The following is a 23618-nucleotide window of genomic DNA, read 5'->3' on the forward strand; positions in this document are numbered from 1 at the left end:
ATGGTCCTCTGGTAGTCGGCGGCGGCCTTTGTCAGCATGTCATAGGCACCGCTGGACACCAGCAGGTCAAGATCGTCCGGTGAAAGCTGGATGCCCTTCCCCTGCTCCAGACGGCGCGAAAGACGGCGTAGCAGGTCGGGCGGCGTAGACGCGTTCATGCGGCTCTCCGTTGGGCGGACAGCCAGGACCGGTGCTGTTCCACGAAATGCGCGATCGGTAGCCGTCCGGCTTCCAGGCCAAGGTCGCGGCGCGCCCATTTCAGCATGTCGGCTATCGCGTAGAAGCGGTTCCACGCTTCAAGGAATGGCTTGGCGGCGTCGCCGAAATCTTCGGCAATGGCGATCATCGACACCTTATTCGACCATGCCCAACGCAGACGCTCGTCGCTCGCATGGAAGGCTTTGTTCAGCGCATGGTCCGACCGGCGCAAACTTTCCTCCAGCGCGGCGAGCTTTTCCTCCGGCGTCGCCGGCGGCACTTCTTGACGCTCCAGTGAAACGACCCAATGCCAGTCCGCCGCTATGGCCTGCCAGACGCGGATTTCCTGCGCCGCCTGATCGGCCAGTATCCTGCCCGACGCGATCAGCGCAGGATATTGGGCCTGACGCCGCTCGACGGCGGCGGCGGCTTCCTGCGCCAGCGATGCATATTGGGTCAGGCCCTTCATGCTGCGATCCTTTCCGCCTCGTCATCATTGGCGACATTGGCGCGGGCGAGCGCTTCGGACATGACCGGCGACACGCTGTTGCCGCACATGCGGACCTGCGCCGTCTTGGTCAGCGGCCGACCGTTGATCATCAGGTCGATGATATATTCGGGCGGGAAGCCCTGCGCATTGAACAGCTCGCGCGGGGTCAGCATGCGCATGCCGATGTCGACGATGACATAGTCTTCGCCGCCGATCGTCACGATCACCAGGCCGAAGCGATCTTTCGTCGTGACGGCGCCCAGCGGGCCGGTCAGGCCATGGCCATCCTGTTCATTGCCATAATATTTGACCAGGAAGGCGCGCACTTCGCCATAGTGACCGCCGCCGCTGGTCAGCGTACCGATCGGTTCTTCATGGCTCTGCCCGAACTGGTTGTTCCGCAGCTTGACCATATGGCTGGCCACCAGCTGCTGCTGGGTGCCGCGATGGACGATCGTGGACAGCGGCGCATCGGCCGCGCGGCCGATCACGCCCGTATTGTGCTGGGCCATGAAGGCGGCGACCAGATATTGATGCGCGCCGCCGGCAGTGATGGTGTGGGTCGGTTCGCCCGCATCGGTGTGGGGCTTCCCGCTGTTGCGCATCGTCATGACGTGCGGTGCGATCAGCGCCATTTCGCCACGATGCGCGCCGGTGATGGTCGGGATCGGGTCGCCCGGCGCATAGTTGCGGTCGGCGCTGCCGTGATGCGTCAGTGGCGTGAAATAGGGCGTAACCACCGCAAATTCGCCGCCCTTGGCCGTGGTGATGGTCCGCAGCGGTTCGTTGCCCGCATAGGTGCGTTCAGCGCCCCAATTGCCATTGCAGACCGGCACGATGAACGGGTGCGGTGCATTGATGACATAGCGCATGATCCCGGCAGCGATGCGACGACAGGTCGCATCCTTCAGCGGTCGGGCACGGGTGAAGATCGATGGGCACGGGATCGACCAGTCGATGATTTCGGCGGCCGTGCGCCATGGCAGAATTTGGCCTTTGGCCACGGCCGGGGTGCCGGGCTTGCCATGCGAGGCCTTGGGCCAGACGATCGGCTGCCCGTCGCAGCGCGCGATCATGAACAGCCGCTTGCGGCTGGTGGGTGCGCCATAGTCGCAGGCGCGCAGTTCGCGCCACTGGACGCGGTATCCGGCGCGGCGCAGCTTCGCCACCCACTGGTCGAAGGTTTTGCCTTTCGCCTTGGGACAGGGGCGGCCATCCTCGCCCAGCGGCCCCCAGGTGCGGAATTCCTCGACATTCTCCAGCATGATGATTGCGGGGCGCAGCATCGGGCCGAGGCGATCGATCCAGTGATGCACCACCCAAGCGAGGTCGCGGATATTCTTCTCGACCGGCTTGCCGCCCTTCGCCTTGCTGAAATGCTTGCAGTCGGGGCTAAACCAGGCGAGGCGGACGGGACGCGGGCGCAGCTCGCCATTGTCATTGGCGAAGCTCACCGCCTCCAGAGGATCGACCGCCCATACGCTCTGGCACAGATGCCGGGTCGTCGGGTGATTGGCCGCGTGCATCGCTACGGCTTCAGGATCGTGGTTGACGGCCACGTCGACCTGTCGGCGCAAGGCACGCTCGATCCCGGTGGACGCGCCTCCCCCGCCCGCGAAATTGTCGACTATGATGCCGTCGTTCCAGTCGCGCGGTGCGATAGTGCGTTCGGCGTCGAGGAGGAGGGCGTGCTTCACCGGGCAGTCTCCAGCAGGTCGGGGTGATTGGCGAGGCGCAGCAGATTGTCCGCGTGGCACCATCGGCTGGTGGTGGGGCACCAGCATTGAAGATCGAGGCCGGACAGTTCCGGCAGGCGGCGCAGGACGCGATCGAGCAGTCGATGCATCGCTTCGATTTCGGCGGGGCAGAAACCCAGCATCTCCAGCGACAGGTCACCGAGGCGGCCATCAAGCCAGCGGGCGTGCAGGCGCACGGATCGAGCATGACCGAAGTCGCGGCCATCGAACGGGTTGGCAAAATCCGTCGGGCGGCCGACATAGCGAACGCCCTGCCCCAATGGCCCGCCCTGCTTGCGCGGGCGCTGGAGGCGGCGGGGTTGCCGGGCCTCCGGCACCATGATCGGGGGTGTCAGCCCCCGATCCATCAAGCGGCGCGCCGCTTCCATCAGGCGGCTTCCGGCTTGGGCACGGCCTTGAGACATTCGACCATCCCGAAAGCGAGCCGCTTCATGCGCGCATGACGAGTGGCGTAGGCGTCGGCGTAGGCGTAGGCGTCGGCGTAGGCGTAGGCGTCGGCGTAGGCGTCGGCGTCGGCGTAGGCGTAGGCGTAGGCGTCGGCGTAGGCGTAGGCGTCTCTTAAGATGGAACGCCATTCCTCTACCGGCGCCCGATCTCCCGCCAGAGCGCGGGTGTGCAGCGCCTGCAATTTCTTGTGGGGCTCGGGGGAGCGGCCACGCTGTTCGCTGACCTCGATGGCCAGAACCGTCACATGTTCGGCATGCCAGCGATAGACCACGTCGAACGGCACCTGGCCATTCAGGCGCTTCAGTTCGGCATAGAAGTCCAGCCCCCACTGGCGGGCGTCGCTGAACTCCATGCGGTCAAAGAACCAGGGCACCATCTGCGCCAGCCAGCGCGGCATGATGCTGGCGGGACATTTGGCAGGACCGTCGATTTCATCGCCGATAACGCCCAGCGCGCAGGCGAGTTGACGGCCGTCGCGTTCGACATGCCATTTGCCCTGGGTCAGCTTTTCATCATTGAACGCGGCTTCATAGCGCGCAAAGGCTTCCTCTGCCGTGGTGGCAAGCGTCATGGTCATTCTCCTTGGGGGGTGACCGCTGTTTCGCGGTCGATGAAATCTTCCAGCGCGTACATCGCGTCGGACTCTGCTTCGGCAGCCGCCTTTTCAGCGGCTTCCAGTTCCTTGACCTTGTCTTCAGCCGCGCCTCTGGCCCGGATCGCCGCGCCGTGGGCGTGGCGGGTCTGCCGCACGCGCTCGCACAGTTCGTTAAAGGTCGGTGCGGGCTCGGCGGTCATAGCGCCAGCCTCCGTTCGATCAGGTCGGCGGGCAGGCCGGTCACGCGCTCCAGTTCGGCGCGGAAGGCGTCGCGGGCGATAGACTGGTTTTCCAGTTCACCCGCATATTGACCGACGATGGTCGTATCCGCAGCGGTGCGGGCGGCGAGGCTGGCGACGTGACCCGACACCATTTCAAGGTGCAGGCCCGCGAGACCGAGCGAAGAAAGGTGGGCCGCGCTCATGCCCAGATGGCCCAGGCGAAGAGGGCGACTGACAGGATCAGCGCGAAGAGCGCGACGGCCAGATAGCAGATGGCGTTGAACTCAGCGCGCTGCGCCTGTTCCAATCGCCGGTCGATATCGATGTGGGACATGATTGCCTCCCGTTGGTGACGGGAGGCGGAATATGCGATTATCGGAACTATCGCAAGTTCAAACTTGCGATTATCGGAACTTTAGTCCGGCCACTCTTCATCCGGCCACCAGTCTGGGTCTTCAGAACCGGGTGGCGGCCAATCGAAAGCGCGAGAATCGCTGACGTCAGGCAGGGTCGGTTGCGTGCCGTCGAGGTGTGCACGAACCGTCGCGCCCCATCGTGCTTTCCCCTGAAAGATAGCAGCCAGGCCCCCGCGCTGGAGGGCGCCGCCTATGAATTGCGCACGCTCTGCGCGGATATAGCCGATCTGGATATGGCGGGCCGAGAAGACCGCGATGGCTCTTGGGTCAACCGGGTTCTTTGGCTCCGGGACCAGATACACCGGCTCCCCCGGCACGCACATGGCAATCTCAAAACGGCGCGACGGACCGTCCTTGTTGGGATGGTCCGCCCCGACAACAGCTAAAGACAGTCGCTTCAAAGTTCCCTGCCGAACCAAATGGCGCGACCGTGAATGCGCAGATCGTCCGCATCGACTTCGAAATCAGGTCCGCCTGCCACCTTGTTTTCCGACGCAATAAGGATGCGTCCCTGCCCCGCCGCGCGTAGCCGCTTCAGTCCATGGGCGCCGAAATGGTCAATCCAATAGATGCCGTGCATGCGAGAGAGGGTCTTATCCGAGGTGTCGATCAAGACGCGATCACCAGTGCGGAGCGTCGGCTCCATGCTGTCTCCGACACCGCGCACCTGCCGAAGCGAATGAAACGGAGCCCGCGTGATAATGCGCAGAAGTCCCATGTCCCATTTAACCGGCTCTTCCTCGATCATGTCTTCGATCAGCGTCCCCGGCCCCATCGACAGGGATAGATCGAGAGAGATGATGTCGACTGTGCCGTCATCAGCGGAGGCGTTGCGAGTAGGTGGGATGTCAGGATGCGGGAGGCTTTCGACGTCCGCCGGGACCATCTTATAGTGGCTTTTCGATTGCAGCCGATCCTGCTCGACTAACCATTCCCGCGCCCGCAAAAGCTCCTGCGCTTTGAACTGGCGTTCGCCGACCTTCACTTTCGAAATCTTGTTTTCCTCCAAGCCAAGCGCGGCCGCCAGATCGCGCTGCTTCAGCCCGAGGCGATCGAGCAACCGAAAAATATCGGCGGCTTGGGGATTGAGATGGGCATAGGGGTCCATTTCGCTATTGGACCCGACCTTCCGAATATCGCAATCGCGATTATCGGAAGTTTTCACTTGCGATGAACTTCCGATAATCGCATACAACGCTCCATGAGCACCGAAGCCGACATGATCATCGACGGACTGGGCGGCACATCCGCCGTAGCCAAGATGATGAGCACGCCCACTTCCACCGTTCACAGCTGGCGGAAAAATGGCATCCCCCTCTCGCGCCTGGCGCATTTACGGTTGGTGGTGAAGGCTGACGGCCTCCGCTGGCCGTTGGATAACGCCGCTGACGCTGCCCCGTCCCCCGGTAATCCATCGAACCTTACCGCAGCGCAGCAAAGCGAGGCGGCGTGATGACACGCACGGTCACCCTCTCCCCCGATCAGCAATCCGGCAAGGCCGCCTTCAAGGCGCTGGTGAAGGCCTTTGGCGGTCAGGAAGCGGCCGCATCCGAAACCGGTGTGCGCCAGCAAAAAATCAGCGACATGGGCCTGCCCAATATCGCCGAATTCCCCACGCTGGACCTGATCGACCTGCTGGAGGATCGCACCGTCGGCCTGCCCGGCTGGCCGCATGTCACCCACTGGCTTTGCCACCGGCGCGGCGGCGTGTTCGTGCCGCTGCCGCAGGGCGAGGATGATGCGGACGGCATGATGGTCACCGTCGCCGAACTGGCGGGCGAACTGGGCGACGTGTCCCGCGCCATTTCCGAAGCCGTCTGCGCATCGGGCGATGGCGGCCGCGAAGTCACCAAGGCCGAGGCCGCAGCCGCGCTGGCCGAGCTGGATGGCCTGGACCGGACATCGGCGCAGTTGCGCCTGAAATTATTGTCAAAAATGAAGGGAGCGTCGCAATGAACGACCTGAGTGGATTTCGCCCGTTCCGCCTGACCGCCTTCCGCGAAGCCCTGATGGGCGGCGGCATTTACCAAGGCGCGCAGCTGATCATCGCCTGTCAAGTGAAGCATCTGGGCTATGTCGACGCGCGGCCGTCCAGCGCCGGTGCGGTGGCGCTGGCCGACTGGCTGATCGCCAAGGCGGCCTTCATCGAGCGGCCCAAGCCGGGCGGCCATCCGCTCAATTGCGGCACGACGATCGAGCGCATTCTTGCGGGCGACATATTGCCCGAAGAGGAATTCGCGCTGTCGCTGGCCGAGGCAACAGAGGGCGCGGTGCTGCCCGAGATGTTCGGCCTGCCCATGGTTTCGACATCTTCCGCGTCGGGTGATACCCCCCTGACGACCGGCGCGGAAGGGAAGGCGCCGGAGCCGGGGTTACTCACCCCTGCCCCGGCTTCGGCGCCTTCGATCCTTGGCGATCTGCCCCCGCTGGGCGTGCTGGGCGGTCAGTTGCCTTCGGGACGGTTGTTTCATCCCATAGCGGACGCGCGTTTTCCCGGCGGCTTCGTGCTGACCGGGTGCGGTATCGCGATCAATCTGGACGAAAGCACCGCCGCCGCCCTGCGCGATGCGGTGACGGCGGGCCTTGATCATCTGCGCAGCGTGCGCATGAATCGGAGGGCCGCCGCATGATCGTGCAGGACAGGGTGCTGACGGCCTGGCTGGCCACGGCGAAACAGGGCGAGACGATGGTCTATGCGCGGGCGACCGCGCTGCCCGCCAAGTCGCTGGTTGCCCAGCGGGTGCGCGCGTTGGCGGAAACCGGCCATGTGGTGCTGAGCCAGGAGCGCCGCGCGCATGGGCCGGGTGACGAGAATTTCCGCTACATCGTGACGCGGACGGCGGTGCAGCTGCCGGGGCCTGACGGATCGCTGAAGGTGATAGGGGTGCGGCCGCTGTCCGCCTGCAAGCCGCAGGACAAGCGGACGGGCGCCTGCGCATCCGTCGCCCGCGACATCGCCCCGCATGTCCGGTCGATCCTGGCCGAAGGTGGCCGTCGCAGCGCCGAGACGATCGCGCGCGAACTGGGCCTCTACAGCGCGCGGCCTGTGCGCATCGTCATGGAAAGGCTGGCGGCATGAGCGATTTCACTCCCACGGCCGAACAGATCAGCCTGCACGGGCTGGGCTTCATTCAGGTGAAGCTGCCCGCCAACCGGCGGATGCATGTCTGGCATCCCGATCTGCCGCGCCGGTCCTGCTATGCGGTGTCGGCCATCCATAATCACCGTTTCTCGTTCCGTTCGACCGTGCTGGTCGGGCAGCAGATGAACCGGCGCTATGTGGTCGCGGCGGCGGTCGATGGCAGCCATGACCGGATTTCGCATGACGGCCCGCGCAGCGAAAAGGGCGGTCGCCTGTCCTATGTGGCGGAGCGCGTGCATGTGTGGCCGCGATCCGTGGAGAGCTACAGCCCCGGCGAAAGCTACATTATGCCGGTGCTGGAATATCACGACACGCCGAACAGCGGCATCGTCGTGACGCTGATGGAAAAGCTGCGCGAGGGGACGGTGCATGCGTCGTCGCTGATCGAGCATGATTGCACGTTCGATCAGCAGTTCGACCGGTTCCAGCTGTCTTCGGACGCGCTGTGGGCGATCGTGGTCGAGGCGCTGAAATATGGCGCGGGCGTCGATATGGCGAAGGTGCTGGCGGCGTGACGGATCGTGCCATCCTCTTCTCCGCCCCCATGGTCGCCGCATTGCTCGCGGGACGAAAGACGCAGACGCGAAGGTCGCTAACGCTACCGCCCGCGCCTGAGCATTTAGGCGAATGGCAGGTTTCCACCGTAGGGGGGGCTGGAGTTCTAGATGGCGCTGGGCGTGAAACGCCGGAGTATCCATGTGTCTGGCACACACGCAACGGTGCCACCGTGGTCCCGCGTTTCGCAGTCGGCGACCGGCTGTGGGTTCGCGAGGCATGGCGGACCCACAAGGCCTATGACGATCTGAAGCCCAGCGAGATGGGCGGCGATGAAACGGTCTGGCCAGAGCTGGACCGGGACAATTGCGATGCCCACGGCCGCTACCGTCATGGTCGTTTCATGCCGCGATGGGCTAGCAGGCTGACACTGATCGTTACCGACGTCCGTGTCGAGCGGTTGCAGGATTGCAGCCAGGACGATGCCATTGCCGAGGGGATTGAGCGCGGCGGCTTCGGCACATTGTGGGGTTGGCTGGCCTATGGCGAGGGCAATCCGCACCATCAACGCCATTTCAGCGATCCGCGCGAAAGCTACCGGACCCTATGGGACAGCATCAATGGCGATGGCGCATGGGCTGCCAATCCATGGGTCAGGGCGATCAGCTTCGACGTCATCAAGGCTAATATCGACAATCTACCGGAGGTCGCAGCATGAGGCACGCCCCCGCGCTCAAGGCCAGCACGGCCGCGCAACCGATCGACTATCTGGATTTCATTCGGTCGAAGATCATCACCCTGCCGCCGCTGGGCCTGCCCGTTGCGGCGAATGACGTGCATCCGATCCTGAAGGATCATCAGGCCGCGCTGGTCCGCTGGGCGGTCGAGGGCGGGCGCCGCGCGATCTTCGCGGCATTCGGCCTGGGCAAGAGCCTGATCCAGCTGGAGATCATGCGCCAGCTGGGCCAGCAGATGGGCGGGCGGCAGCTGATCGTCGTTCCGCTGACCGTGCTGGTCGAGTTCAAGCGCGACGCCGCGCTGCTGGGCATGGAGCCGGTGTTTATCCGCAGCACGGCCGATCTGGCGCTGCATGCCGATCAGCCTGCCGGCAGGCTGTACCTGACCAACTATGAATCTGTGCGCGACGGCAAGATCGACCTGACGCTGTTCAATGCGGCGTCGCTGGACGAAGCGTCCTGCCTGCGCGGCTTCGGCGGGACCAAGACGTTCCGCGAGTTCATGCGGCTGTTCGACGGGATGCAGTATAAGTTCGTCGCCACGGCCACGCCCTCGCCCAACGACTATATCGAGTTGCTGGCCTATGCCGCCTTCCTTGAAATCATGGATGTCGGGCAGGCGAAGACCCGTTTCTTCAAGCGGAACAGCGAGAAGGCCGACGAGCTGACCATCCACCCGCACAAGGAGGATGAATTCTGGCTGTGGGTCAACAGCTGGGCGGCGTTCGTCCAGCGGCCGAGCGATCTGGGCTTTTCCGACGAGGGCTATGAGCTGCCCGATCTGGACGTGCGCTGGCATGAGGTGGCGTCGGACCATAGCGCCGCCGGCGAGGATAAGGGCGGGCAAGGCCTGCTGTTGAAGAAGGATGCGATCGGCATTGTCGACGCATCGCGGGAAAAGCGCGAGAGCCTGGACGGTCGCATTGCCAAGATGATGGAATTGCGGGCGGAAGATCCGACAGCCCATCGGATCCTCTGGCATGATCTGGAGCGCGAGCGTGAGGCGATCGAGCGGGCTATCCCCTCGGTCGCCTCCATCTATGGATCGCTGGACCTGGACGCGCGGGAAAAGCGGATCATCGCCTTTTCCGACGGCGAGGTGCAGGAGCTGGCGGCCAAGCCGGTGCTGGCCGGGTCCGGCTGCAATTTCCAGCGGCATTGCCATTGGGCCATCTTCCTGGGCATCGGCTTCAAGTTCAACGACTTCATTCAGGCGATCCATCGCATCCAGCGCTTCCTGCAACAGCATCAGGTGCGGATCGACCTGATCTATTCGGAAGCCGAGCGGGCCGTTCGGCGCGTGCTGGAAGGCAAATGGGCGCGGCACAAGCTAATGGTTGCGCGCATGAGCGAGATCATCCGCACCTATGGTCTGGGGCTGACCGGCGCGCGGGAGGTGCTGGCGCGGTCAGTCACGTCGAAGCCCGCCTTCGAATGCGCAGAGGGGCCGGACTGGAAGGTCTGGGAGGGCGACACCGTGCTCCAGACGGCGCAGATGGCCAGCGACAGCGTGGGCCTGATCGTGACGAGCGTGCCGTTCGGGACGCAATATGAATATTCGCCGTCCTATAATGATTTCGGGCATACCGACGACAGCGACCATTTCTTTGCCCAGATGGACTATTTGTCGCCCGAATTGCTGCGCGTGTTGCAGCCGGGGCGCAGGCTGGCGGTGCATGTGAAGGATCGGGTCGTGCCGAGCGGCATGACCGGGCTGGGCTTTCGCACGATCGAGCCGTTTCATGCCCGGTGCATCGACCATTATCGCCGCCACGGCTTCGCCTATCTGGGCATGGTGACGATCGTCACCGATGTCGTTCGGGAAAATGCGGGCACGTACCGGCTGGGCTGGACCGAGCAATGCAAGGATGCGTCCGGCATGGGCGTGGGCCTGCCCGAATATCTGCTGCTGTTCCGCAAGCCGCCGACCGATCGCAGCAACGGCTATGCCGATGTGCCGGTGGCCAAGGGTAAGCCGCTGGTCGAATTTATCCGCGACGATGACCTGATCGAGGGCGAAGGCCTGTCCGACGTGCTGGAGCCGTGGGACGACAAGGCGGTGCGTGAATTGCGCGCGCGGCCGGCACCGGGCACAGGCTATTCGCGGGCGCGGTGGCAGACCGATGCGGCCGGTTACTGGCGGTCGAACGGCAACCGGACCTTGCTGCCCGAGGACCTGGCTGGCCTGCCCTGGGACAGCGTCTATCAGCGGGTGCGCGCATGGAGCTGGGCCACGGTCTATGACCATGAGGGTCATGTCGCGCTGATGGAGGCGGCGGAGGCGCGCTGGGCGCTGCCCACCGACTTCGCGCTGATGCCGGTGCAAAGCTGGCATCCCGATGTATGGACCGACGTGGCGCGGATGTATGGTGCGAACACGATGCAGTCGGCCAAGGGCCGGGAACAGCATCTGTGCCCCCTTCCCTTCGATATCGTCGACCGCGCGATCAGGAATTGGAGCAATCCCGGCGAGCTGGTCTATGACCCGTTCGGCGGCCTGATGACCGTGCCGCTGCGCGCGGTGAAGCATGGCCGCCGGGGCGCGGCCAGTGAGTTGAACCCGGACTATTTCCGCGATGGCGTGAGCCTGCTGCGCGAACAGGATGCGGGGCGCGCGACGGGCGACCTGTTCAGCCTGCTGGCCGATATGGGAGAGGCGGCGTGAGCGCGATAGACCAATTTACGCGCTTCCTCTGCTCAAAATGCGGGGCCGCCGGCTTTGATAGTTGGAACAAAGCGATGTTTGATGGCGTCGTTCACGATCCGAGCGCTCTGCCAAATCCGTGGATATTGGGCGACCAGTGCCAAGCCTGCACGTGGCCCGCAGTCACCTGTTACACAATTCCCGGCGAAGCGCCGCGTGCGATCTTCGGGCCTCATCTGCACGGCTTTGCATATGAAGGCAAAGCTATGGAGCTGATCGTCGCCGACCCTTCTTCTGGCCAACTTTTACTCCCTTCGGCGGCCCGCGATGCCGACTGGAGCCGGGGGTGCCTTCACGCGAAACATTCGGAGAGCGCTATATGACCGCCTGCATCAACAAGAGCGTGCTTTGCGGCTTCCTGGGCGAAGACCCTCGCAGCGCCGACCTGCCGAATGGCGGATCGGTCGTATCTCTGCGCCTCGCTACCACGGAGACGTGGAAGACAGCCGACAATCAGCGCAAGTCTGCGACCGAGTGGCATAATGTCGCGATCTTCAACGAGGCGCTGGGCAAGGTTGCCATGTCCTATCTGCGCAAGGGCAGCGCCGTCTATGTCGAGGGACAGCTGCGTCATCGCAAATATACCGATCGCGCAGGCGTCGAGCGCTGGATCGCCGAGGTTGTGCTGCCCAAGGGTCGCGGCGAACTGAAGCTGATGGACACGCGCCAGGACGAGGCTGCGCGCCGCGAAGCCAGCGGCCGGGATCGCGCCGCCGGCGATGGTCCCGAGCTGGACGATCACGTGCCTTTCTGACGCCCGCATGGGCGCGCCCGCCCGTCTGACGCCAGCACCGATGATTGATTGACCGGGGAGCGATGTGCTTGCGCCGGGGGGAATTTCTGACTGTGAGCCAATCCGCGCCGTTATTGTCACCGCTGGGTCAAGCCGCCCTGAGCTACGCCCGCAAAGGCTGGCCCGTCTTCCCATGCCGTGAACGCGATTTTTCGATGGTGAAGGGCAATGGCGACACGATCGTCCTGAAGGCCAAGGCGCCCTATAGCGGCAGCGGCGTCAAGGATGCGACCCGCGACGAAGAGGTCATCAAGGGGTGGTGGCGGCGCTGGCCCAATGCCATGATCGGGCTGGCGATGGGCCATAATGGCCTTTTCGCGCTCGATTTCGACCCGCGCACGGATGACGATACGGGCGAGGTTTTCACGCTCGACACGTTGAAGACAGCGCTGGTCGAGCAGATGGGTTGCGATCTGCCGCGCAGCCTGTCCGCCATGACGCAGAGTGATGGCGTCCATGTCTATCTGCTCCAGCCCAAAGACGGCGAACCGATCCGGAATCGGGGAAACCTGCCCCGGCATGTCGATGTGCGCGGCCTTGGCGGCTATGTCATCGCGCCGCCGTCGATTCTCTATCGGGAAGATGGGACGGAAGGCCGCTATAGCTGGCTGTCGAACCGCCATGACGATCCGGTCGAGGCACCGGCTGCGCTGATCGAGATATTGCGGTCGAAAGGGAAGAAGGCGGTCAAGGATCGCGGCGCCGCGCGGCCGAGCGCTTCGCCGGCGACGTCCGCCGCGGCGCCACCCGCCGATGCGACGCAGGCGGAGATCGATGCGATCCGCAAATATGGCCTTTCGGCGCTGGACGCCGAATGCAAGGCGGTGCGGTCTGCAAAGTCGGGATCGCGCAACGATCAGCTGAATGAGAGCGCGCTGAAGATCGCGTCACTGACCGTGTCGACGCCCTTCCCTGCGCTCGAGGCCCGCTTTGCCCGGTCGGCGATCGAGGCGGCCGCGCGCGACAATGCCGGTGATGACGATGATCGCCAGCTCGACGCCACGATCAACAGCGGCTGGACCGCCGGGGAGGCAACTCCCCGTGACCTGACCGACGTCGCGACGCGCGCGCGCCAGCGCGCGGAGCGTCCACATCGTTCCTCCCGCTCTTCCGCCTCCGCTCCTCCCCCATCGACTGATTATGGCGAGCCAAGCTCCCACGCGGGAGGGGAAGGCAGCAAAGCCCGCAAAAAGGGGGGTGGGGCTGCTGTAGATGCGGCTGTGACGCTGGAATGCGCGCGCTACCCCATGACGGACCTGGGCAATCTGGAGCGTTTTCTGGCCCGTTTCGGGCAGGATTTCCTGTGCGTGGCGGCATGGGCCGAGAGCAGTTCGTCGCCGGGCTATATCGCGTGGGACGAAACGCGGTGGAACCGCAGCATGGCCGACGCCCTGTTTGGGATCGCGGCGCAGCGGATGGTGCGGCTGATACAGGATGAGGCCGATTTCATCCGCGCTAGCGGCGTGCCGTTCCCGCCGGAGGAAGGCGACATTCCCGAGCCTGAGGATGATCGGCCGGAAGAGCCGGAGGATGAAGAGGCGTCCGCCGATCCCGGTTGGGCCGAAAAACAGTTCATCAAGGCGGAGGAAAAGCGCCAGGCGCGCCGTAGCGCCATGTGGTATTTGCAGCGCAGCCTTGCGCGCAAGACGCGGCACGACGGCGATCGGCACGACTTCATCTACCAGGTGAAGAGCAATGGCGATATCGTGCTGTTTTCCGACAAATTGGCGGCATGGGGCCGCACATCGGAGAGCAGCGGTCATATCGAGTGCCTGCGCAAGCTGGCGCCGCCGCGCCTGTCGGCCCGGCCGGAGGATTTCGACGCCGATCCGCTGGCGTTGAACGTCCAGAACGGGACGTTGGTGTTCCAGCGGCCCGAGGGCGGCAAGCCTGCGCGCGTGGAGCTGCGCGAGCATCGGCGCGAAGACAAGATCACGAAGGTTGCCCGTGCGGTCTACCAGCCCGGCGCGACCTGCACGCAATTCGATGGCTTTCTGGAACAGGTACAGCCGGCGGCCGACATGCGCGACTGGCTGATGCGATGGTCGGGCTATAATGCGCTGGGTATCGCCGATGCGCAGGTGATGGCGCTGTTCTATGGCGAGGGATCGAACGGCAAGGGCGTCTGGGTCCAGACCCATGCCCATATCCTTGGCGACTATGCGTGGGCGACCGGCATCGAAACCTTTATGGATAGTGGGTTCAAGCGCAATGGTGGCGGCCCCTCGCCCCACCTTGCCGCATTGCAGGGCCGCCGCATGGTCTATGCAAACGAGCCGGAGGATAATAGCAAGTTTTCCGATGGTCTGGTGAAGTCCCTGACATCGGACGAGCCGATCGGCGGCGTGCGCGAGCTATATGGTCCCGCGTTCGAACTGCTGATCACTTTCACCAATACGGTTATGGCGAACAACCTGCCGCGCATCGGCACCGACTTCGGTATCCGGCGGCGCATGCAGGTCGTCCCCTGGGCGATCATCATCGCCAAGGAAGATCAGGACCCGCTGCTGAAGGCGAAGCTGCGCGACGAAATGTCGGGCATCCTCAATCGGATGATCGAGGGTGCGCTCGCCTATCTGACGGACGGGCTGACCATGCCTGACGCGATGATCGAGGCGACGCAGGCCTATCATGAAGATAACGATCTGTTGGGCCAGTTCCTGACCAAGTGTGTCGCGCGCGAAGCGGGCAACACGGTCGGTTCGATGGCGCTGCACGAATTGTTCGTGGCGTGGCAGACATGGTCGGAGAATCTGCCGCAGACCGGCAAGCCATGGTCCGCCAAGAAACTGCGCGCCGAGATGGAGCGCAAGAGCTTCAAGATCAACAAGTCCAGCACGATGAAGTGGCAGGACATCATGTTGCGGTACGACGCCATCGACTTTGTGGAGGATGGCAAGCCCGTGCAGCGCGATTTGCCGCCGCCGCGTCATCCAGACCTGCCGAGCGCCGGTGCGCCGCTGGGTGCGCCTGCGTCGCGGGCACCGGAGGAAGCTCCCCCCGTGCCCCCCTCACCATTGCCGCCGCCGAGTTTCGATGACGACGATCTTCCGCCCTGATCCTCCCTTCCTCCCGTGATTGGGAGGGTCGCAATCCATTCTTTTTCGCTGATTTCTGCCGTTCTGGGAGGATCAGGGAGCTTGGGAGGATGATTGCGCAAACTTTTATAGAGCGCGTGAAGAGTGATGTCCGGACGCGCTTATCGGTCCTTCGGTCGAGAGCAAAACATGCACCATATGCCGCCCTGATCCTCCCACACTCCCAAATCTGGGAGGATGGGCGATGCTCATTTTCCGCAGATTTCCGCGAGTTTGGGAGCTTGTGGGAGCTTGGGAGGGAGAAACAGCAAATCCCACGGGTGCGCGCACGTACGCGCGTGACACATGCGCGTGCGCGCGCGCGGACTTATTAGGATATTCCTCCCATGCTCCCAACTAACAACGATCCTATTGATATTATTACTATTCTCCCTCCCATATCTCCCTCCCAAGAGAGGGAGGAAGGGAGGATGTATAGTTTTGCCGATGTCGAAACGCGGTTGGTCGAGGCGATGCTGGTGATGCGGCGCATGTCCGACCGGGAAGCGGGATGGCTGAAGGTCAAGGCGTGCTGGCCTGACATCGTGCGGGAAGATGCGCGCGGCGACTATGATGCGCGAGGCGTGGACATGGGGCCGCCGCCGCTGCGGCCGCTGCCAGCATCGCGGCGGGACATCGCCGATATGGAAGAGGCATTCGGATGGGTGATGGCGGTGAAGCCGGAGGAACGGAAGCTGATCGGGCTGGCCATCACCGCCCTGGCACGGGGCGTGAAGCAGGTGCCATGGATGCAATTGCGCAAGCCAATGGGCGTCAAGCTGGGCGCTGACGGGCTGCGGATGCGCTATGGCCGGGCCATGCACAAGGTCACGAAGGCGGCTAATGCCGCGATTTCAAAGGCTTCGCTATGTCAAACGGTATAAGTTGCGACCTTACAATTATGTTTGTTCGGATCGGCGGCTGTTTCAGCATATAGATATCTACGCTTGGGAACGGCCTATGGTTGTTCGGGGCGATCCTCTCCTAACCTTGCAACGCCCCGTCTGGCTCCCTTGCCCGGCGGGGCGTTGCCGTTTCGGGCGGCGGCAGGGCAACCCCTCCCCCCAACGGGTCCTTACCGGCCCCGGCCCTAGTGCGGTGGGGCGAGGCGCTGCGCTCGGCGGTTCATGCCCCCATCGCCATTATGAACTTTGTGAACTGAACGGAGCGAGGTGCATGGCGCGACTGTCGAGCATCAAGCCCGCACTCGGATCGCTGCGCCCGACCATTGGGCGCCTGCCGGGGCGCGAGGCATATGATGCTGATCGCCGCACCCTCGCATGGCGCGGTTGGTACAAGCTGGCGCGGTGGAAACGCCTGCGCCTCGTCATCTTCGCTCGCGACCTGTTCACCTGCCAGATGGAAGGGTGCGGCAGGATCGAGGGCGACACGTCACGGTTGGTGGCGGATCACATCCGTCAGCATCGGGGCGACGAACGCCTGTTCTGGGACGAAGGCAACCTCCAGACCCTGTGCAAGCCCTGTCACGACGGGGCGAAGCAACGGCAGGAGCGGCGGGAAGCCTGACCCCCCCCCGGGGGGGTAAAATCGCCGGAACGCCTCCGAGCCAAGGACCGCTATCCGTCTCACGTGGGGATTTTTTATTTTGGGCGATGTATTTTTGAAGGGAGAGGTCGACATATTCGGCGACCCCGTGCCCGCGTCGCGTGGCAAAAAGGGGCGGCCACCCCACGTGCCAACCGCAGAAAACCGCCGTTTTGTAACCCTTTCATTGGCTTGCGGCCATGATGAAGATGCCATCGCGGCCGCGCTTCGGATCACCGTTAAGACGCTAAACCGCCATTATTTTCATGAGCTTGATGGCAAGCTGTCTGCCCGTCTGCGGCTCGACATGAAGAACATGGCAGCACTGGTGGCAAAAGTGGAAGAAGGAAGCGTCTCCGCGATGGCTCAGCTGGATCGCAAGATCGAGCGGATCAAGCAGCAGGAGACAGCCAAGAGATATCAGCAGCGTTCGCCTGACCCCGTGCCTGCGCCGACAGGTAAGAAAGACGCGGAGCGCGCGGCGGCGGCGAAGGTCGCGGGCAAATATGCCGCTCCGAGCGCGCCGACTATAAACTGATCTGATGGCTCCGCTCGAATGGTCCACCTCCTGCCCGGACTGGGAGGAGCGGATTGTCCGTCGTGAAAGCATGGTACCGCCGCCGCTGTTTCCCGACGAGGCAGCGGCGGCACTGGATGTTTTCAAGGGGCTGCGGATTGCAGATGTAATCGGTCAGCCGACCTTCGGTGAATCGTGCGAACCATTCGTGTTCGAGTTCGTAGCGGCGATCTTTGGTGCCTATGACGCCAGCAGCGGCCGACGCCTGATCCGTGAATTCTTCCTGCTGATTAGCAAGAAGAACACGAAATCAACGCTGGCCGCCGGCATCATGGTCACCGCATTAGTGCGCAACTGGCGGCACTATAACGAACTGCTTGTGCTGGCGCCGACGAAGGAGGTCGCTGACAACGTCTTCGATCCGGCCATGGGTATGGTACGCCTGGACGAAGACCTATCGACGATCCTCAAGATCGTAGAGTCCGAGCGCACGATCAAACATCTTGTGACGCATGCCGAGATGAAGGTCGTTGCGGCCGACAGCGGCATCGTTAGCGGAAAGAAGGCTGGCTTCGTTCTGGTCGACGAGCTTTGGAAATTCGGCAAAGACCCCAAGGCCAGCAATATGCTGCTGGAGGCCACCGGCGGGCTGCTCAGCCGCCCAGAGGGTTTTGTGGCATTTCTGACCACGCATTCTGACGAAGCGCCCAGGGGCGTGATGAAGGAGAAGCTAGACGTATATCGGGCTATTCGTGACGGGACTGTCGCGAATCCGCGCAAGCTTGGCCTGCTGTACGAGTTTCCGAAGAAGATGCTGGAGGCCGAGGAATATCTTGATCCCAAGAATTTCTATGTCACCAATCCTAACTTGGGCCGATCAGTCGATGTCGAGACCATCCTCGAAAAGTTCGACGAGGCGAAGTTGGGCGACCCTGGAGCGCTTCAGGCGTTCCTGGCAAAGCATCTGAATGTCGAGATCGGAACGCGGCTTAGCCGGGACCGCTGGACCGGGGCTGAATTCTGGGATGGTGCGATCGACCGCACGATTACCGTCGATGAACTGATCCGGCGTTGCGAGGTCATCGTCGCAGGGGTTGATGGTGGCGGTCTCGACGACCTTTTGGGGCTTTGCCTTATCGGCCGAGAAAAGGGATCGAAACGCTGGCTCGTCTGGTGCCATGCCTGGGCATGGTCGATCGTCTGGAAGCGTCGGCAGGACATCGTCACTAAGCTTAATGAACTGATTGCTGAAGGGTCGCTAACCCGTTGTGAGATGGTCGACGATGATCTGGTGATCGACGCTGATGTCGATGAGACCGAGGCCGAGCAGGGCGATCTGACCGAGGACGTCCAGGGCGTCGTCGAGATACTGGTCAAGGTTCGTGATGCGGGCCTGTTTCCGGAGGCCGGCGCGATCGGGCTTGACCCTATGGGCGTCGCCGCGATCGTCGACGAGCTGTCGTCCAATAGTTTCGACAGCGCGACCCAGTTGGTGTCCATCCCGCAAGGCTACAAGCTCAGCGGCGCTGTCAAAGGTTCGGCGCGGAAGCTCGCGGCCCGTACAATGCGCCACGCTGGGACGGCGCTTATGCAGTGGTGTGTCGGCAACGCGAAGATGGAGCCTCGCGGTACCAGCGCCGTCGCCATCGTGAAATCAGAGCCTGGCGCGAAAATCGACCCGCTCGCAGCGATGTTCAACGCTGTCACGCTCATGACGCGAAATCCCGAGGCCGCTGGCGGCTTCATTTATGAAGAAAGGGGCATGTTGGTAATCTGATGCCCAGTCCAGACGATTATATCCGCGCCGCAAATGGGCGCTACAACACCGCCGATAGCCGCACTGCTGTAGCGCCGGTGGCTGGGCGCCCTGCGCCGTCCAATGTGACGGATGGCCGGTTCTTCGGTGATGAGACATGGACCACCCTTGCATCGGCGATCCCCGTCGAAGCGAACACGGCCGAGACAGCCGCTCGCGTCGCCGCTGTTTTCTTCTGTGTGTCGATCATCGCCGAGGCAGTCGGCAGCCTCTCGCTCGAATTCAAGGATAATAACGGGCCTCGGAACGACTTTCCGCTGGCCAATGTGCTGGCCTATGAGCCGAACCACCTTCAGACCGGTGCCGAATTCTGGGCATCCATGGCTTTCACCTGCGTCCTGCGGGGCGAAGCCTTCGCCGAGCCAACGGTCGGGATGGATGGTTTGGAAATCTGGGCGCTGGATCCGCTTCGCACTGTTTCCACTTGGGGTGAGCGCAGCCTGACGGTGGATTATCAGCCAGAACGTGGGCCGCGCCGCCGCTTATTGCCGCAGGAGTTGTTCTGGTTCACCGGCCTGGCCGATGGCGGTCTACGGCCCCTGACGCCGTGGAAACAGGCCAAAGGCGCGATCGACTTCCAGCTGGCGCTGGAAGTGGGCGCGCGCGCCTTCTTCCGCAACGACCGTCGTCCATCTGGCATAGTCACGACGGACGCAAAACTGACGGAGGAATCGGCGGAACGGATCGCGGAAGGCGTAAAAAAGTGGAAACGCGGCGGGACGCCAGTGTTCGAACAGGGCCTTAAATACGCCCCGGTCGGCGACAGCAACACAGACGCCCAGCTGGTCGAACTGTTCAAGCAGCGTACCCTAGAGTTAGGCCGCTACTGGCGCATACCACGGTCCATGACCGGAGACGAAGGCGGCAACGCGGGCAATAATGAGCAGGACACACGTTCATTCGTGAACTGGGCTGTTCGTCCCCTCACGCGCCGGATCGAGCAGGCAATCACGGTCCGTTTGCTCCCGCCTGATTTGCGTCTTCAGAATGTCAGGGCAAAGTTCAATCTGGACAGCATGCTGCGCGGCGATGCCGCCACTCAATGGAAAAACGCGGTGCTGGCGCGCACGGCGGGCATCCTCAGCGTCGATGAAATCCGGACCGACTGGTTCGGTCAGACGCCTGTCAACGAAGATTGGTCGCGCGATCCGCGCGCGCCGCTCAACAGCAACCGCGCAGCCGACACTACAACTGGCGGTGAGACTGCCCCACAAGACAAGGTGAACTAGACGATGGACCGGTTCCACGCTCCCTCCGCCCTGTGGGCAATGCATCCTGGCTTTTTAGAGACCATGCTCAAGAGCGGCTCGATCGATGCCATGCTGCCGGATTCGATCCGTCAACTGGCGGCGGCCATGAGTGGTGGACAGGCGGCGGCAAAGCCTGCCGATCCGATCCGCGACGGTTCGACGCTGATCATTCCGGTGCGCGGTACGCTCGCCCCCCAAGGTCTGTCCGGCACGACTTACTATAATGTCCTGGCTGATCAGGTCCGTGACGCGGCGGCGGATGACAAGATCGGCGCCATCGTTCTCGCAGTTCGTTCGCCCGGCGGCTATGTCTGGGGATGCGCGGAGTGCGGCGACGCCATTTTTGAAGCGCGGCAGTCCAAACCCGTCATCGCCGTCGCTGACCCCTATTGCTTCTCGGCTGCCTATTGGCTCGCGACGCAGGCCACCGCCTTCTACTGCACGACAAGCGGGGAAGTGGGTTCGGTCGGCGTGAGGTCGGGTCATACCGACATGTCGGGCTTTGAAAGCAAGATCGGGATGGTAACGACGCTGGTCGCATCGCACCCCGACAAGATCGCCGGCCATCCTTATGGCCCGCTTGCCGACGAAGATCGCGCGGAGATCCAGCAGGGCGTCGACGAATCGAACGCCTTGTTCGCAGCGGCCATTGCGCGCGGCCGTGGCATGAAGGTGTCCGATGTCGCTGCGGTGCATGGAACTGGTAAGACATTCTCCGCGCCGCGCGCTATGGCTAACGGCGCGATCGATGGTGTCAGCACGCTTCGCGACGTTGTCGCCAAATATAACACCGGTCGCGCTCGCCTGTCGCTGATGCGGCGGCAGGCAGCGGCGATGGAAATGGCCCTAGCCATTTAACGAGATCCTCCGTCCGGAGGTAAGACGGGCGGGCCGCTGTGGTCCGCTCGATGCGGGCGCACGCCCACCCACCAACGAAAAGGAAAATCCATCATGAACCTTGCGGTTCTGAAAGCGGAGGCGCGTGCGACCGCTCAGCGGCAACAGGCGCGTCTCCAGACGGCAATCGACGAAAATCGCGACTTCACGGCCGAAGAAGAAGCGGCCGACGCTGACGACAAGGCCAAGCTGGCGCGCCTGACCGCGCAGATCCAGCGCGCAGAAGCCGCCATGACCGCCGCTGCGGCTGTGGGAGCCTCGCCCGCCGAAACACCGCCGTCGCAGGCGCCTCCCGCCGGTACCGTGCCGGCGCAGCCGCGCGCCGCGCTCGACACCGGCGGTTTCCGCGATCTGGCCGAATTTGCCCAGGCCGTCCGCTGCGCCAATCCGCAAGCGGGTCAGGGCTTCCGCATGGACGATCGTCTGGCCGCCCCCGCGAACGTCCATATGGAAGGCGGCGACGAGATGGGCAGCTATCTTGTGCCACCCGAATTCCGCCAGCAGATTACCGATCTGGTCTTCGGCGGCGGCAATGATCCGATCATGGATTTGATCGCGCCGGAGGCAACCGGCTCCAATCGTGTCATTGGTCTGGGCGACGAGACCACCCCATGGGGTTCCACCGGCGTAAAGGCCTATTGGCGGGTCGAAGCCGAGCAGATGCGTCCCACGCGCGCCCAGCTGACGCCGCGCGAAACCAAGCTGAACGAAATCTACGCCTTCGTGCTGGCGAGCGAGGAATTGCTTCAGGATGCCCCCCGCGTTGCCGGGCTGTTGACCAATCATGCGTCGGCCGCCATCCGCTGGACGGTCGCCGAAGCCTTCATGTTTGGCGATGGCATCGAAAAGCCGCTGGGCTGGATGGCGTCGCCCGCCGCGATCACGGTGCCGAAGGAAGTCGGTCAGGCGGCCATGTCCTTCACGCGCCGCAACTTCTTCCAGCTCTACTCGCGTATGATCATGCCGAGCCAAGCCACCTGGTTGATGAACAGCGAAGCGGTCGAGGCGCTGGCTGACCTGAACGACGAGGCGAAGCGTCCGGTCTGGCTCGAAAATTTCCACGACAGTCCCGGCGGTGCGATCCTTGGCCGCCCTGTCGTCTTCAACGAACACTCGCCTTCGCTGGGCCAGCGCGGTGACGTCCAGTTCGTCAATCCGAATGGCTATGAGGCGTTCCGTCGACAGAACGCCGCTACCTTCGCCGAGTCGATCCATCTTTATTTCGACTACGCGCTGACAGCATTCCGCTGGATGTTCCGCATCGGCGGACAACCGGTCCTGTCGAAGCCGATCCAGATGCCCAAGAGCAGCCGGACCAAGTCTCACTTCGTCACGCTCGCCGAGCGCGCCTGACCTTTCGAGGAGAAACGACCATGTTTCACAATCTCAATCTGTCGTCGCGGATCGCGCTGCTCGGAGGTATCAGTCCTCGGGTAGCTGCGGTCGGCTCCGTCAGCACGCCTTGGCTCGACATACAGATGCTGTTCACGGTCATGGCGCTCATCAGCATTGGCGCATTTGGTGCGAATGCTACGATCGACGCCCAGATCGAGCAGGCGACCGACGGCAACGGTGCGAATGCCAAGGTGGTACCGGGCAGCCAGATCACCCAGCTGGTCGCTGCTGGCGGTAACGATCGCCAGGCGCAGATCGACCTCCGGCAGGAGGATTTCGATCGCAATGCGGGTTTTCGCTATTTCCGTCTGACCGTGACGGTTGGCGGGGCTGCGACCCAATTGGCGGCGCTGATCCTTGGCACGGACTTCCGTGCGGGCAACGGCACGAGCAATGACGCGGCATCCGTCGCGCAAACGGTCTAAGGAGGCTGCCATGATCGAGTTCCTAGTGGACTATCGGACGGAGTCTTTGCCGTCGGAGGCCTTTAAGAAAGGCGAGCAGGTCACTCGTGAGGAGACCAGCGAGCGCTATTTCGTCGGTCGAGGCCTTGCCGCTTATGTCATCGACGGGAAACTGGTCGACGCTAACCACCTGCCGATCGTCACCGATACGGTCGTTGTCGAAGTCGTCCGCCCGGGTGAACGGCGCGCAGACCTTGCTGTGCGTGCGGGCGAAGTCATGACGGACCAGCCTCCACGCGCAACATCCGGTCCCGGCGCGCCGTTCGTCGAAGCGGCAGCGGGTGTTGAAGGCGCTCCCGCCGTCGTGCTGGAAGCCGAAATCGAGCGGCTGAAAGCAGCGTTGGCGACCGGGAACGACCTTTTCCGCGATATGAATAGTTCGCATGAGGAGAAGGCTACCAGCTTGCTCGCCGACATCGATCGGTTGAGGAAGGACAACGCTGATTTGCTGGAAGCGCGCGATCGAGCGGCCAATGATCTGACAGAACTTCGGACGCAGCACGATGACATCGTGAATGAGTATAAATCGGCGCGAGAAGAGCTGGACAAGCGCGACGATCGTATCGCCTCCCTCGAAGCGCAGCTGACCCCCGTGCGCCAGGCTGGCGACGGCAGCAAAGATGATGAACAGCCGGCAAAGACCGGCAAAACCAAGGGTTGAC

General features: G+C 63.2%; 28 protein-coding genes. 19 read left to right on the top strand and 9 right to left on the bottom strand.

Annotation, left to right across the window (positions count from 1 at the left end; all coding sequences use genetic code 11):
* Nucleotides 1–154: 154 nt before the first annotated feature.
* The 9 genes from BMX92_RS02255 to BMX92_RS02290 form a co-directional block, all read right to left on the bottom strand.
* Nucleotides 155–667: a hypothetical protein gene (locus BMX92_RS02255; protein ID WP_093011103.1), complete on the bottom strand. Its 513-nt coding sequence runs from the start codon at nt 665–667 to the stop codon at nt 155–157.
* A complete protein-coding gene (locus BMX92_RS02260; RefSeq protein WP_256213240.1) occupies nt 664–2385 on the bottom strand; it encodes a DNA cytosine methyltransferase in 1722 nt (573 codons plus the stop codon). The genes BMX92_RS02255 and BMX92_RS02260 overlap by 4 nt, the downstream gene beginning before the upstream one ends.
* Nucleotides 2382–2813, bottom strand: a complete 432-nt coding sequence (locus BMX92_RS02265) for a DUF4326 domain-containing protein (RefSeq protein ID WP_177184899.1) — start codon at nt 2811–2813, stop codon at nt 2382–2384. The genes BMX92_RS02260 and BMX92_RS02265 overlap by 4 nt, the downstream gene beginning before the upstream one ends.
* Nucleotides 2813–3463 (bottom strand): hypothetical protein, encoded by a 651-nt coding sequence (locus BMX92_RS27255; protein WP_177184900.1) that lies wholly within the window; start codon nt 3461–3463, stop codon nt 2813–2815. Before BMX92_RS27255 ends, BMX92_RS02265 begins: the two co-directional genes overlap by 1 nt.
* Before the next feature lie 2 nt (nt 3464–3465).
* On the bottom strand, nt 3466–3687 hold the full coding sequence (locus BMX92_RS02275) for a hypothetical protein (RefSeq protein WP_093011115.1): 222 nt from the start codon (nt 3685–3687) through the stop codon (nt 3466–3468).
* A complete protein-coding gene (locus tag BMX92_RS02280) occupies nt 3684–3911 on the bottom strand; it encodes a hypothetical protein (RefSeq protein WP_093011117.1) in 228 nt (75 codons plus the stop codon). The genes BMX92_RS02275 and BMX92_RS02280 overlap by 4 nt, the downstream gene beginning before the upstream one ends.
* The gene (locus BMX92_RS27865; RefSeq protein ID WP_256213241.1) at nt 3908–4042 is read right to left on the bottom strand and encodes a hypothetical protein; all 135 of its coding nucleotides are present in this window, start codon (nt 4040–4042) and stop codon (nt 3908–3910) included. The genes BMX92_RS02280 and BMX92_RS27865 overlap by 4 nt, the downstream gene beginning before the upstream one ends.
* Nucleotides 4043–4123: 81 nt before the next feature.
* The gene (locus BMX92_RS02285) at nt 4124–4525 is read right to left on the bottom strand and encodes an HIRAN domain-containing protein (RefSeq protein ID WP_256213242.1); all 402 of its coding nucleotides are present in this window, start codon (nt 4523–4525) and stop codon (nt 4124–4126) included.
* Complete coding sequence (locus BMX92_RS02290; RefSeq protein WP_143066705.1) at nt 4522–5319, bottom strand: S24 family peptidase; 798 nt, start codon at nt 5317–5319, stop codon at nt 4522–4524. Before BMX92_RS02290 ends, BMX92_RS02285 begins: the two co-directional genes overlap by 4 nt.
* 6 nt (nt 5320–5325) lie before the next feature.
* Between BMX92_RS02290 and BMX92_RS26805 the strand changes: the two genes are divergently transcribed.
* From BMX92_RS26805 to BMX92_RS02375, 19 genes are all read left to right on the top strand, one after another.
* Nucleotides 5326–5577 carry a carph-isopro domain-containing protein gene (locus BMX92_RS26805; RefSeq protein ID WP_143066706.1) on the top strand — a complete coding sequence of 84 codons (252 nt, stop codon included), beginning with the start codon at nt 5326–5328 and terminating at the stop codon, nt 5575–5577.
* Nucleotides 5577–6080, top strand: a complete 504-nt coding sequence (locus tag BMX92_RS02295) for a phage regulatory CII family protein (protein ID WP_093011123.1) — start codon at nt 5577–5579, stop codon at nt 6078–6080. The genes BMX92_RS26805 and BMX92_RS02295 overlap by 1 nt, the downstream gene beginning before the upstream one ends.
* Nucleotides 6077–6754: a hypothetical protein gene (locus tag BMX92_RS02300; RefSeq protein WP_093011126.1), complete on the top strand. Its 678-nt coding sequence runs from the start codon at nt 6077–6079 to the stop codon at nt 6752–6754. Before BMX92_RS02295 ends, BMX92_RS02300 begins: the two co-directional genes overlap by 4 nt.
* Complete coding sequence (locus BMX92_RS02305; protein ID WP_093011128.1) at nt 6751–7203, top strand: hypothetical protein; 453 nt, start codon at nt 6751–6753, stop codon at nt 7201–7203. Before BMX92_RS02300 ends, BMX92_RS02305 begins: the two co-directional genes overlap by 4 nt.
* Nucleotides 7200–7781 carry a hypothetical protein gene (locus BMX92_RS02310; RefSeq protein ID WP_093011131.1) on the top strand — a complete coding sequence of 194 codons (582 nt, stop codon included), beginning with the start codon at nt 7200–7202 and terminating at the stop codon, nt 7779–7781. Before BMX92_RS02305 ends, BMX92_RS02310 begins: the two co-directional genes overlap by 4 nt.
* Before the next feature lie 212 nt (nt 7782–7993).
* Nucleotides 7994–8479: a hypothetical protein gene (locus BMX92_RS02315; protein ID WP_218145724.1), complete on the top strand. Its 486-nt coding sequence runs from the start codon at nt 7994–7996 to the stop codon at nt 8477–8479.
* Complete coding sequence (locus tag BMX92_RS02320) at nt 8476–11163, top strand: DNA methyltransferase (RefSeq protein WP_093011136.1); 2688 nt, start codon at nt 8476–8478, stop codon at nt 11161–11163. The genes BMX92_RS02315 and BMX92_RS02320 overlap by 4 nt, the downstream gene beginning before the upstream one ends.
* Nucleotides 11160–11525 carry a hypothetical protein gene (locus BMX92_RS26810; RefSeq protein WP_143066708.1) on the top strand — a complete coding sequence of 122 codons (366 nt, stop codon included), beginning with the start codon at nt 11160–11162 and terminating at the stop codon, nt 11523–11525. The genes BMX92_RS02320 and BMX92_RS26810 overlap by 4 nt, the downstream gene beginning before the upstream one ends.
* Nucleotides 11522–11956 carry a single-stranded DNA-binding protein gene (ssb, locus tag BMX92_RS02325; RefSeq protein ID WP_093011139.1) on the top strand — a complete coding sequence of 145 codons (435 nt, stop codon included), beginning with the start codon at nt 11522–11524 and terminating at the stop codon, nt 11954–11956. Before BMX92_RS26810 ends, ssb begins: the two co-directional genes overlap by 4 nt.
* A 92-nt stretch (nt 11957–12048) precedes the next feature.
* Complete coding sequence (locus BMX92_RS02330; RefSeq protein ID WP_177184901.1) at nt 12049–15054, top strand: phage/plasmid primase, P4 family; 3006 nt, start codon at nt 12049–12051, stop codon at nt 15052–15054.
* A 449-nt stretch (nt 15055–15503) separates the two neighbouring features.
* The gene (locus BMX92_RS02335; RefSeq protein WP_256213243.1) at nt 15504–15956 is read left to right on the top strand and encodes a DUF6362 family protein; all 453 of its coding nucleotides are present in this window, start codon (nt 15504–15506) and stop codon (nt 15954–15956) included.
* A 292-nt stretch (nt 15957–16248) separates the two neighbouring features.
* Nucleotides 16249–16599, top strand: coding sequence for an HNH endonuclease (locus tag BMX92_RS02340; RefSeq protein WP_093011145.1), 351 nt, complete (start codon nt 16249–16251; stop codon nt 16597–16599).
* 79 nt (nt 16600–16678) lie between these two features.
* Nucleotides 16679–17155 (top strand): hypothetical protein, encoded by a 477-nt coding sequence (locus BMX92_RS02345; RefSeq protein WP_143066709.1) that lies wholly within the window; start codon nt 16679–16681, stop codon nt 17153–17155.
* Between the two features lie 4 nt (nt 17156–17159).
* Complete coding sequence (locus BMX92_RS02350) at nt 17160–18911, top strand: terminase large subunit (protein WP_093011151.1); 1752 nt, start codon at nt 17160–17162, stop codon at nt 18909–18911.
* A gap of 104 nt (nt 18912–19015) precedes the next feature.
* Nucleotides 19016–20179 (top strand): phage portal protein, encoded by a 1164-nt coding sequence (locus tag BMX92_RS02355; RefSeq protein WP_177184902.1) that lies wholly within the window; start codon nt 19016–19018, stop codon nt 20177–20179.
* A gap of 63 nt (nt 20180–20242) precedes the next feature.
* The gene (locus BMX92_RS02360) at nt 20243–21058 is read left to right on the top strand and encodes a S49 family peptidase (RefSeq protein WP_256213244.1); all 816 of its coding nucleotides are present in this window, start codon (nt 20243–20245) and stop codon (nt 21056–21058) included.
* A gap of 93 nt (nt 21059–21151) precedes the next feature.
* Nucleotides 21152–22450: a phage major capsid protein gene (locus BMX92_RS02365; RefSeq protein ID WP_093011160.1), complete on the top strand. Its 1299-nt coding sequence runs from the start codon at nt 21152–21154 to the stop codon at nt 22448–22450.
* A 20-nt stretch (nt 22451–22470) separates the two neighbouring features.
* Nucleotides 22471–22917: a hypothetical protein gene (locus tag BMX92_RS02370; RefSeq protein WP_093011162.1), complete on the top strand. Its 447-nt coding sequence runs from the start codon at nt 22471–22473 to the stop codon at nt 22915–22917.
* A 10-nt stretch (nt 22918–22927) separates the two neighbouring features.
* Complete coding sequence (locus BMX92_RS02375; protein ID WP_093011165.1) at nt 22928–23617, top strand: hypothetical protein; 690 nt, start codon at nt 22928–22930, stop codon at nt 23615–23617.
* The last annotated feature ends 1 nt before the right edge of the window (nt 23618 follow it).

This window comes from Sphingobium sp. YR768 (genome assembly GCF_900111125.1).
Taxonomy (GTDB): domain Bacteria; phylum Pseudomonadota; class Alphaproteobacteria; order Sphingomonadales; family Sphingomonadaceae; genus Sphingobium.

What these genes read in the sequence shown, in the direction of transcription:
- BMX92_RS02320 (WP_093011136.1), top strand. Translation starts at nt 8,476, where the DNA reads ATGAGGCACGCCCCCGCGCTCAAGGCCAGCACGGCCGCGCAACCGATC.
- BMX92_RS02255 (WP_093011103.1), bottom strand. Translation starts at nt 667, where the DNA reads ATGAAGGGCCTGACCCAATATGCATCGCTGGCGCAGGAAGCCGCCGCC.
- BMX92_RS02375 (WP_093011165.1), top strand. Translation starts at nt 22,928, where the DNA reads ATGATCGAGTTCCTAGTGGACTATCGGACGGAGTCTTTGCCGTCGGAG.
- BMX92_RS02305 (WP_093011128.1), top strand. Translation starts at nt 6,751, where the DNA reads ATGATCGTGCAGGACAGGGTGCTGACGGCCTGGCTGGCCACGGCGAAA.
- BMX92_RS02340 (WP_093011145.1), top strand. Translation starts at nt 16,249, where the DNA reads ATGGCGCGACTGTCGAGCATCAAGCCCGCACTCGGATCGCTGCGCCCG.
- BMX92_RS02350 (WP_093011151.1), top strand. Translation starts at nt 17,160, where the DNA reads ATGGCTCCGCTCGAATGGTCCACCTCCTGCCCGGACTGGGAGGAGCGG.
- BMX92_RS02335 (WP_256213243.1), top strand. Translation starts at nt 15,504, where the DNA reads ATGTATAGTTTTGCCGATGTCGAAACGCGGTTGGTCGAGGCGATGCTG.
- BMX92_RS02360 (WP_256213244.1), top strand. Translation starts at nt 20,243, where the DNA reads ATGCTCAAGAGCGGCTCGATCGATGCCATGCTGCCGGATTCGATCCGT.
- BMX92_RS02280 (WP_093011117.1), bottom strand. Translation starts at nt 3,911, where the DNA reads ATGAGCGCGGCCCACCTTTCTTCGCTCGGTCTCGCGGGCCTGCACCTT.
- ssb (WP_093011139.1), top strand. Translation starts at nt 11,522, where the DNA reads ATGACCGCCTGCATCAACAAGAGCGTGCTTTGCGGCTTCCTGGGCGAA.
- BMX92_RS26805 (WP_143066706.1), top strand. Translation starts at nt 5,326, where the DNA reads ATGAGCACCGAAGCCGACATGATCATCGACGGACTGGGCGGCACATCC.
- BMX92_RS27255 (WP_177184900.1), bottom strand. Translation starts at nt 3,463, where the DNA reads ATGACGCTTGCCACCACGGCAGAGGAAGCCTTTGCGCGCTATGAAGCC.
- BMX92_RS02370 (WP_093011162.1), top strand. Translation starts at nt 22,471, where the DNA reads ATGTTTCACAATCTCAATCTGTCGTCGCGGATCGCGCTGCTCGGAGGT.
- BMX92_RS02265 (WP_177184899.1), bottom strand. Translation starts at nt 2,813, where the DNA reads ATGGAAGCGGCGCGCCGCTTGATGGATCGGGGGCTGACACCCCCGATC.
- BMX92_RS02295 (WP_093011123.1), top strand. Translation starts at nt 5,577, where the DNA reads ATGACACGCACGGTCACCCTCTCCCCCGATCAGCAATCCGGCAAGGCC.
- BMX92_RS02310 (WP_093011131.1), top strand. Translation starts at nt 7,200, where the DNA reads ATGAGCGATTTCACTCCCACGGCCGAACAGATCAGCCTGCACGGGCTG.
- BMX92_RS27865 (WP_256213241.1), bottom strand. Translation starts at nt 4,042, where the DNA reads ATGTCCCACATCGATATCGACCGGCGATTGGAACAGGCGCAGCGCGCT.
- BMX92_RS02365 (WP_093011160.1), top strand. Translation starts at nt 21,152, where the DNA reads ATGAACCTTGCGGTTCTGAAAGCGGAGGCGCGTGCGACCGCTCAGCGG.
- BMX92_RS02300 (WP_093011126.1), top strand. Translation starts at nt 6,077, where the DNA reads ATGAACGACCTGAGTGGATTTCGCCCGTTCCGCCTGACCGCCTTCCGC.
- BMX92_RS02275 (WP_093011115.1), bottom strand. Translation starts at nt 3,687, where the DNA reads ATGACCGCCGAGCCCGCACCGACCTTTAACGAACTGTGCGAGCGCGTG.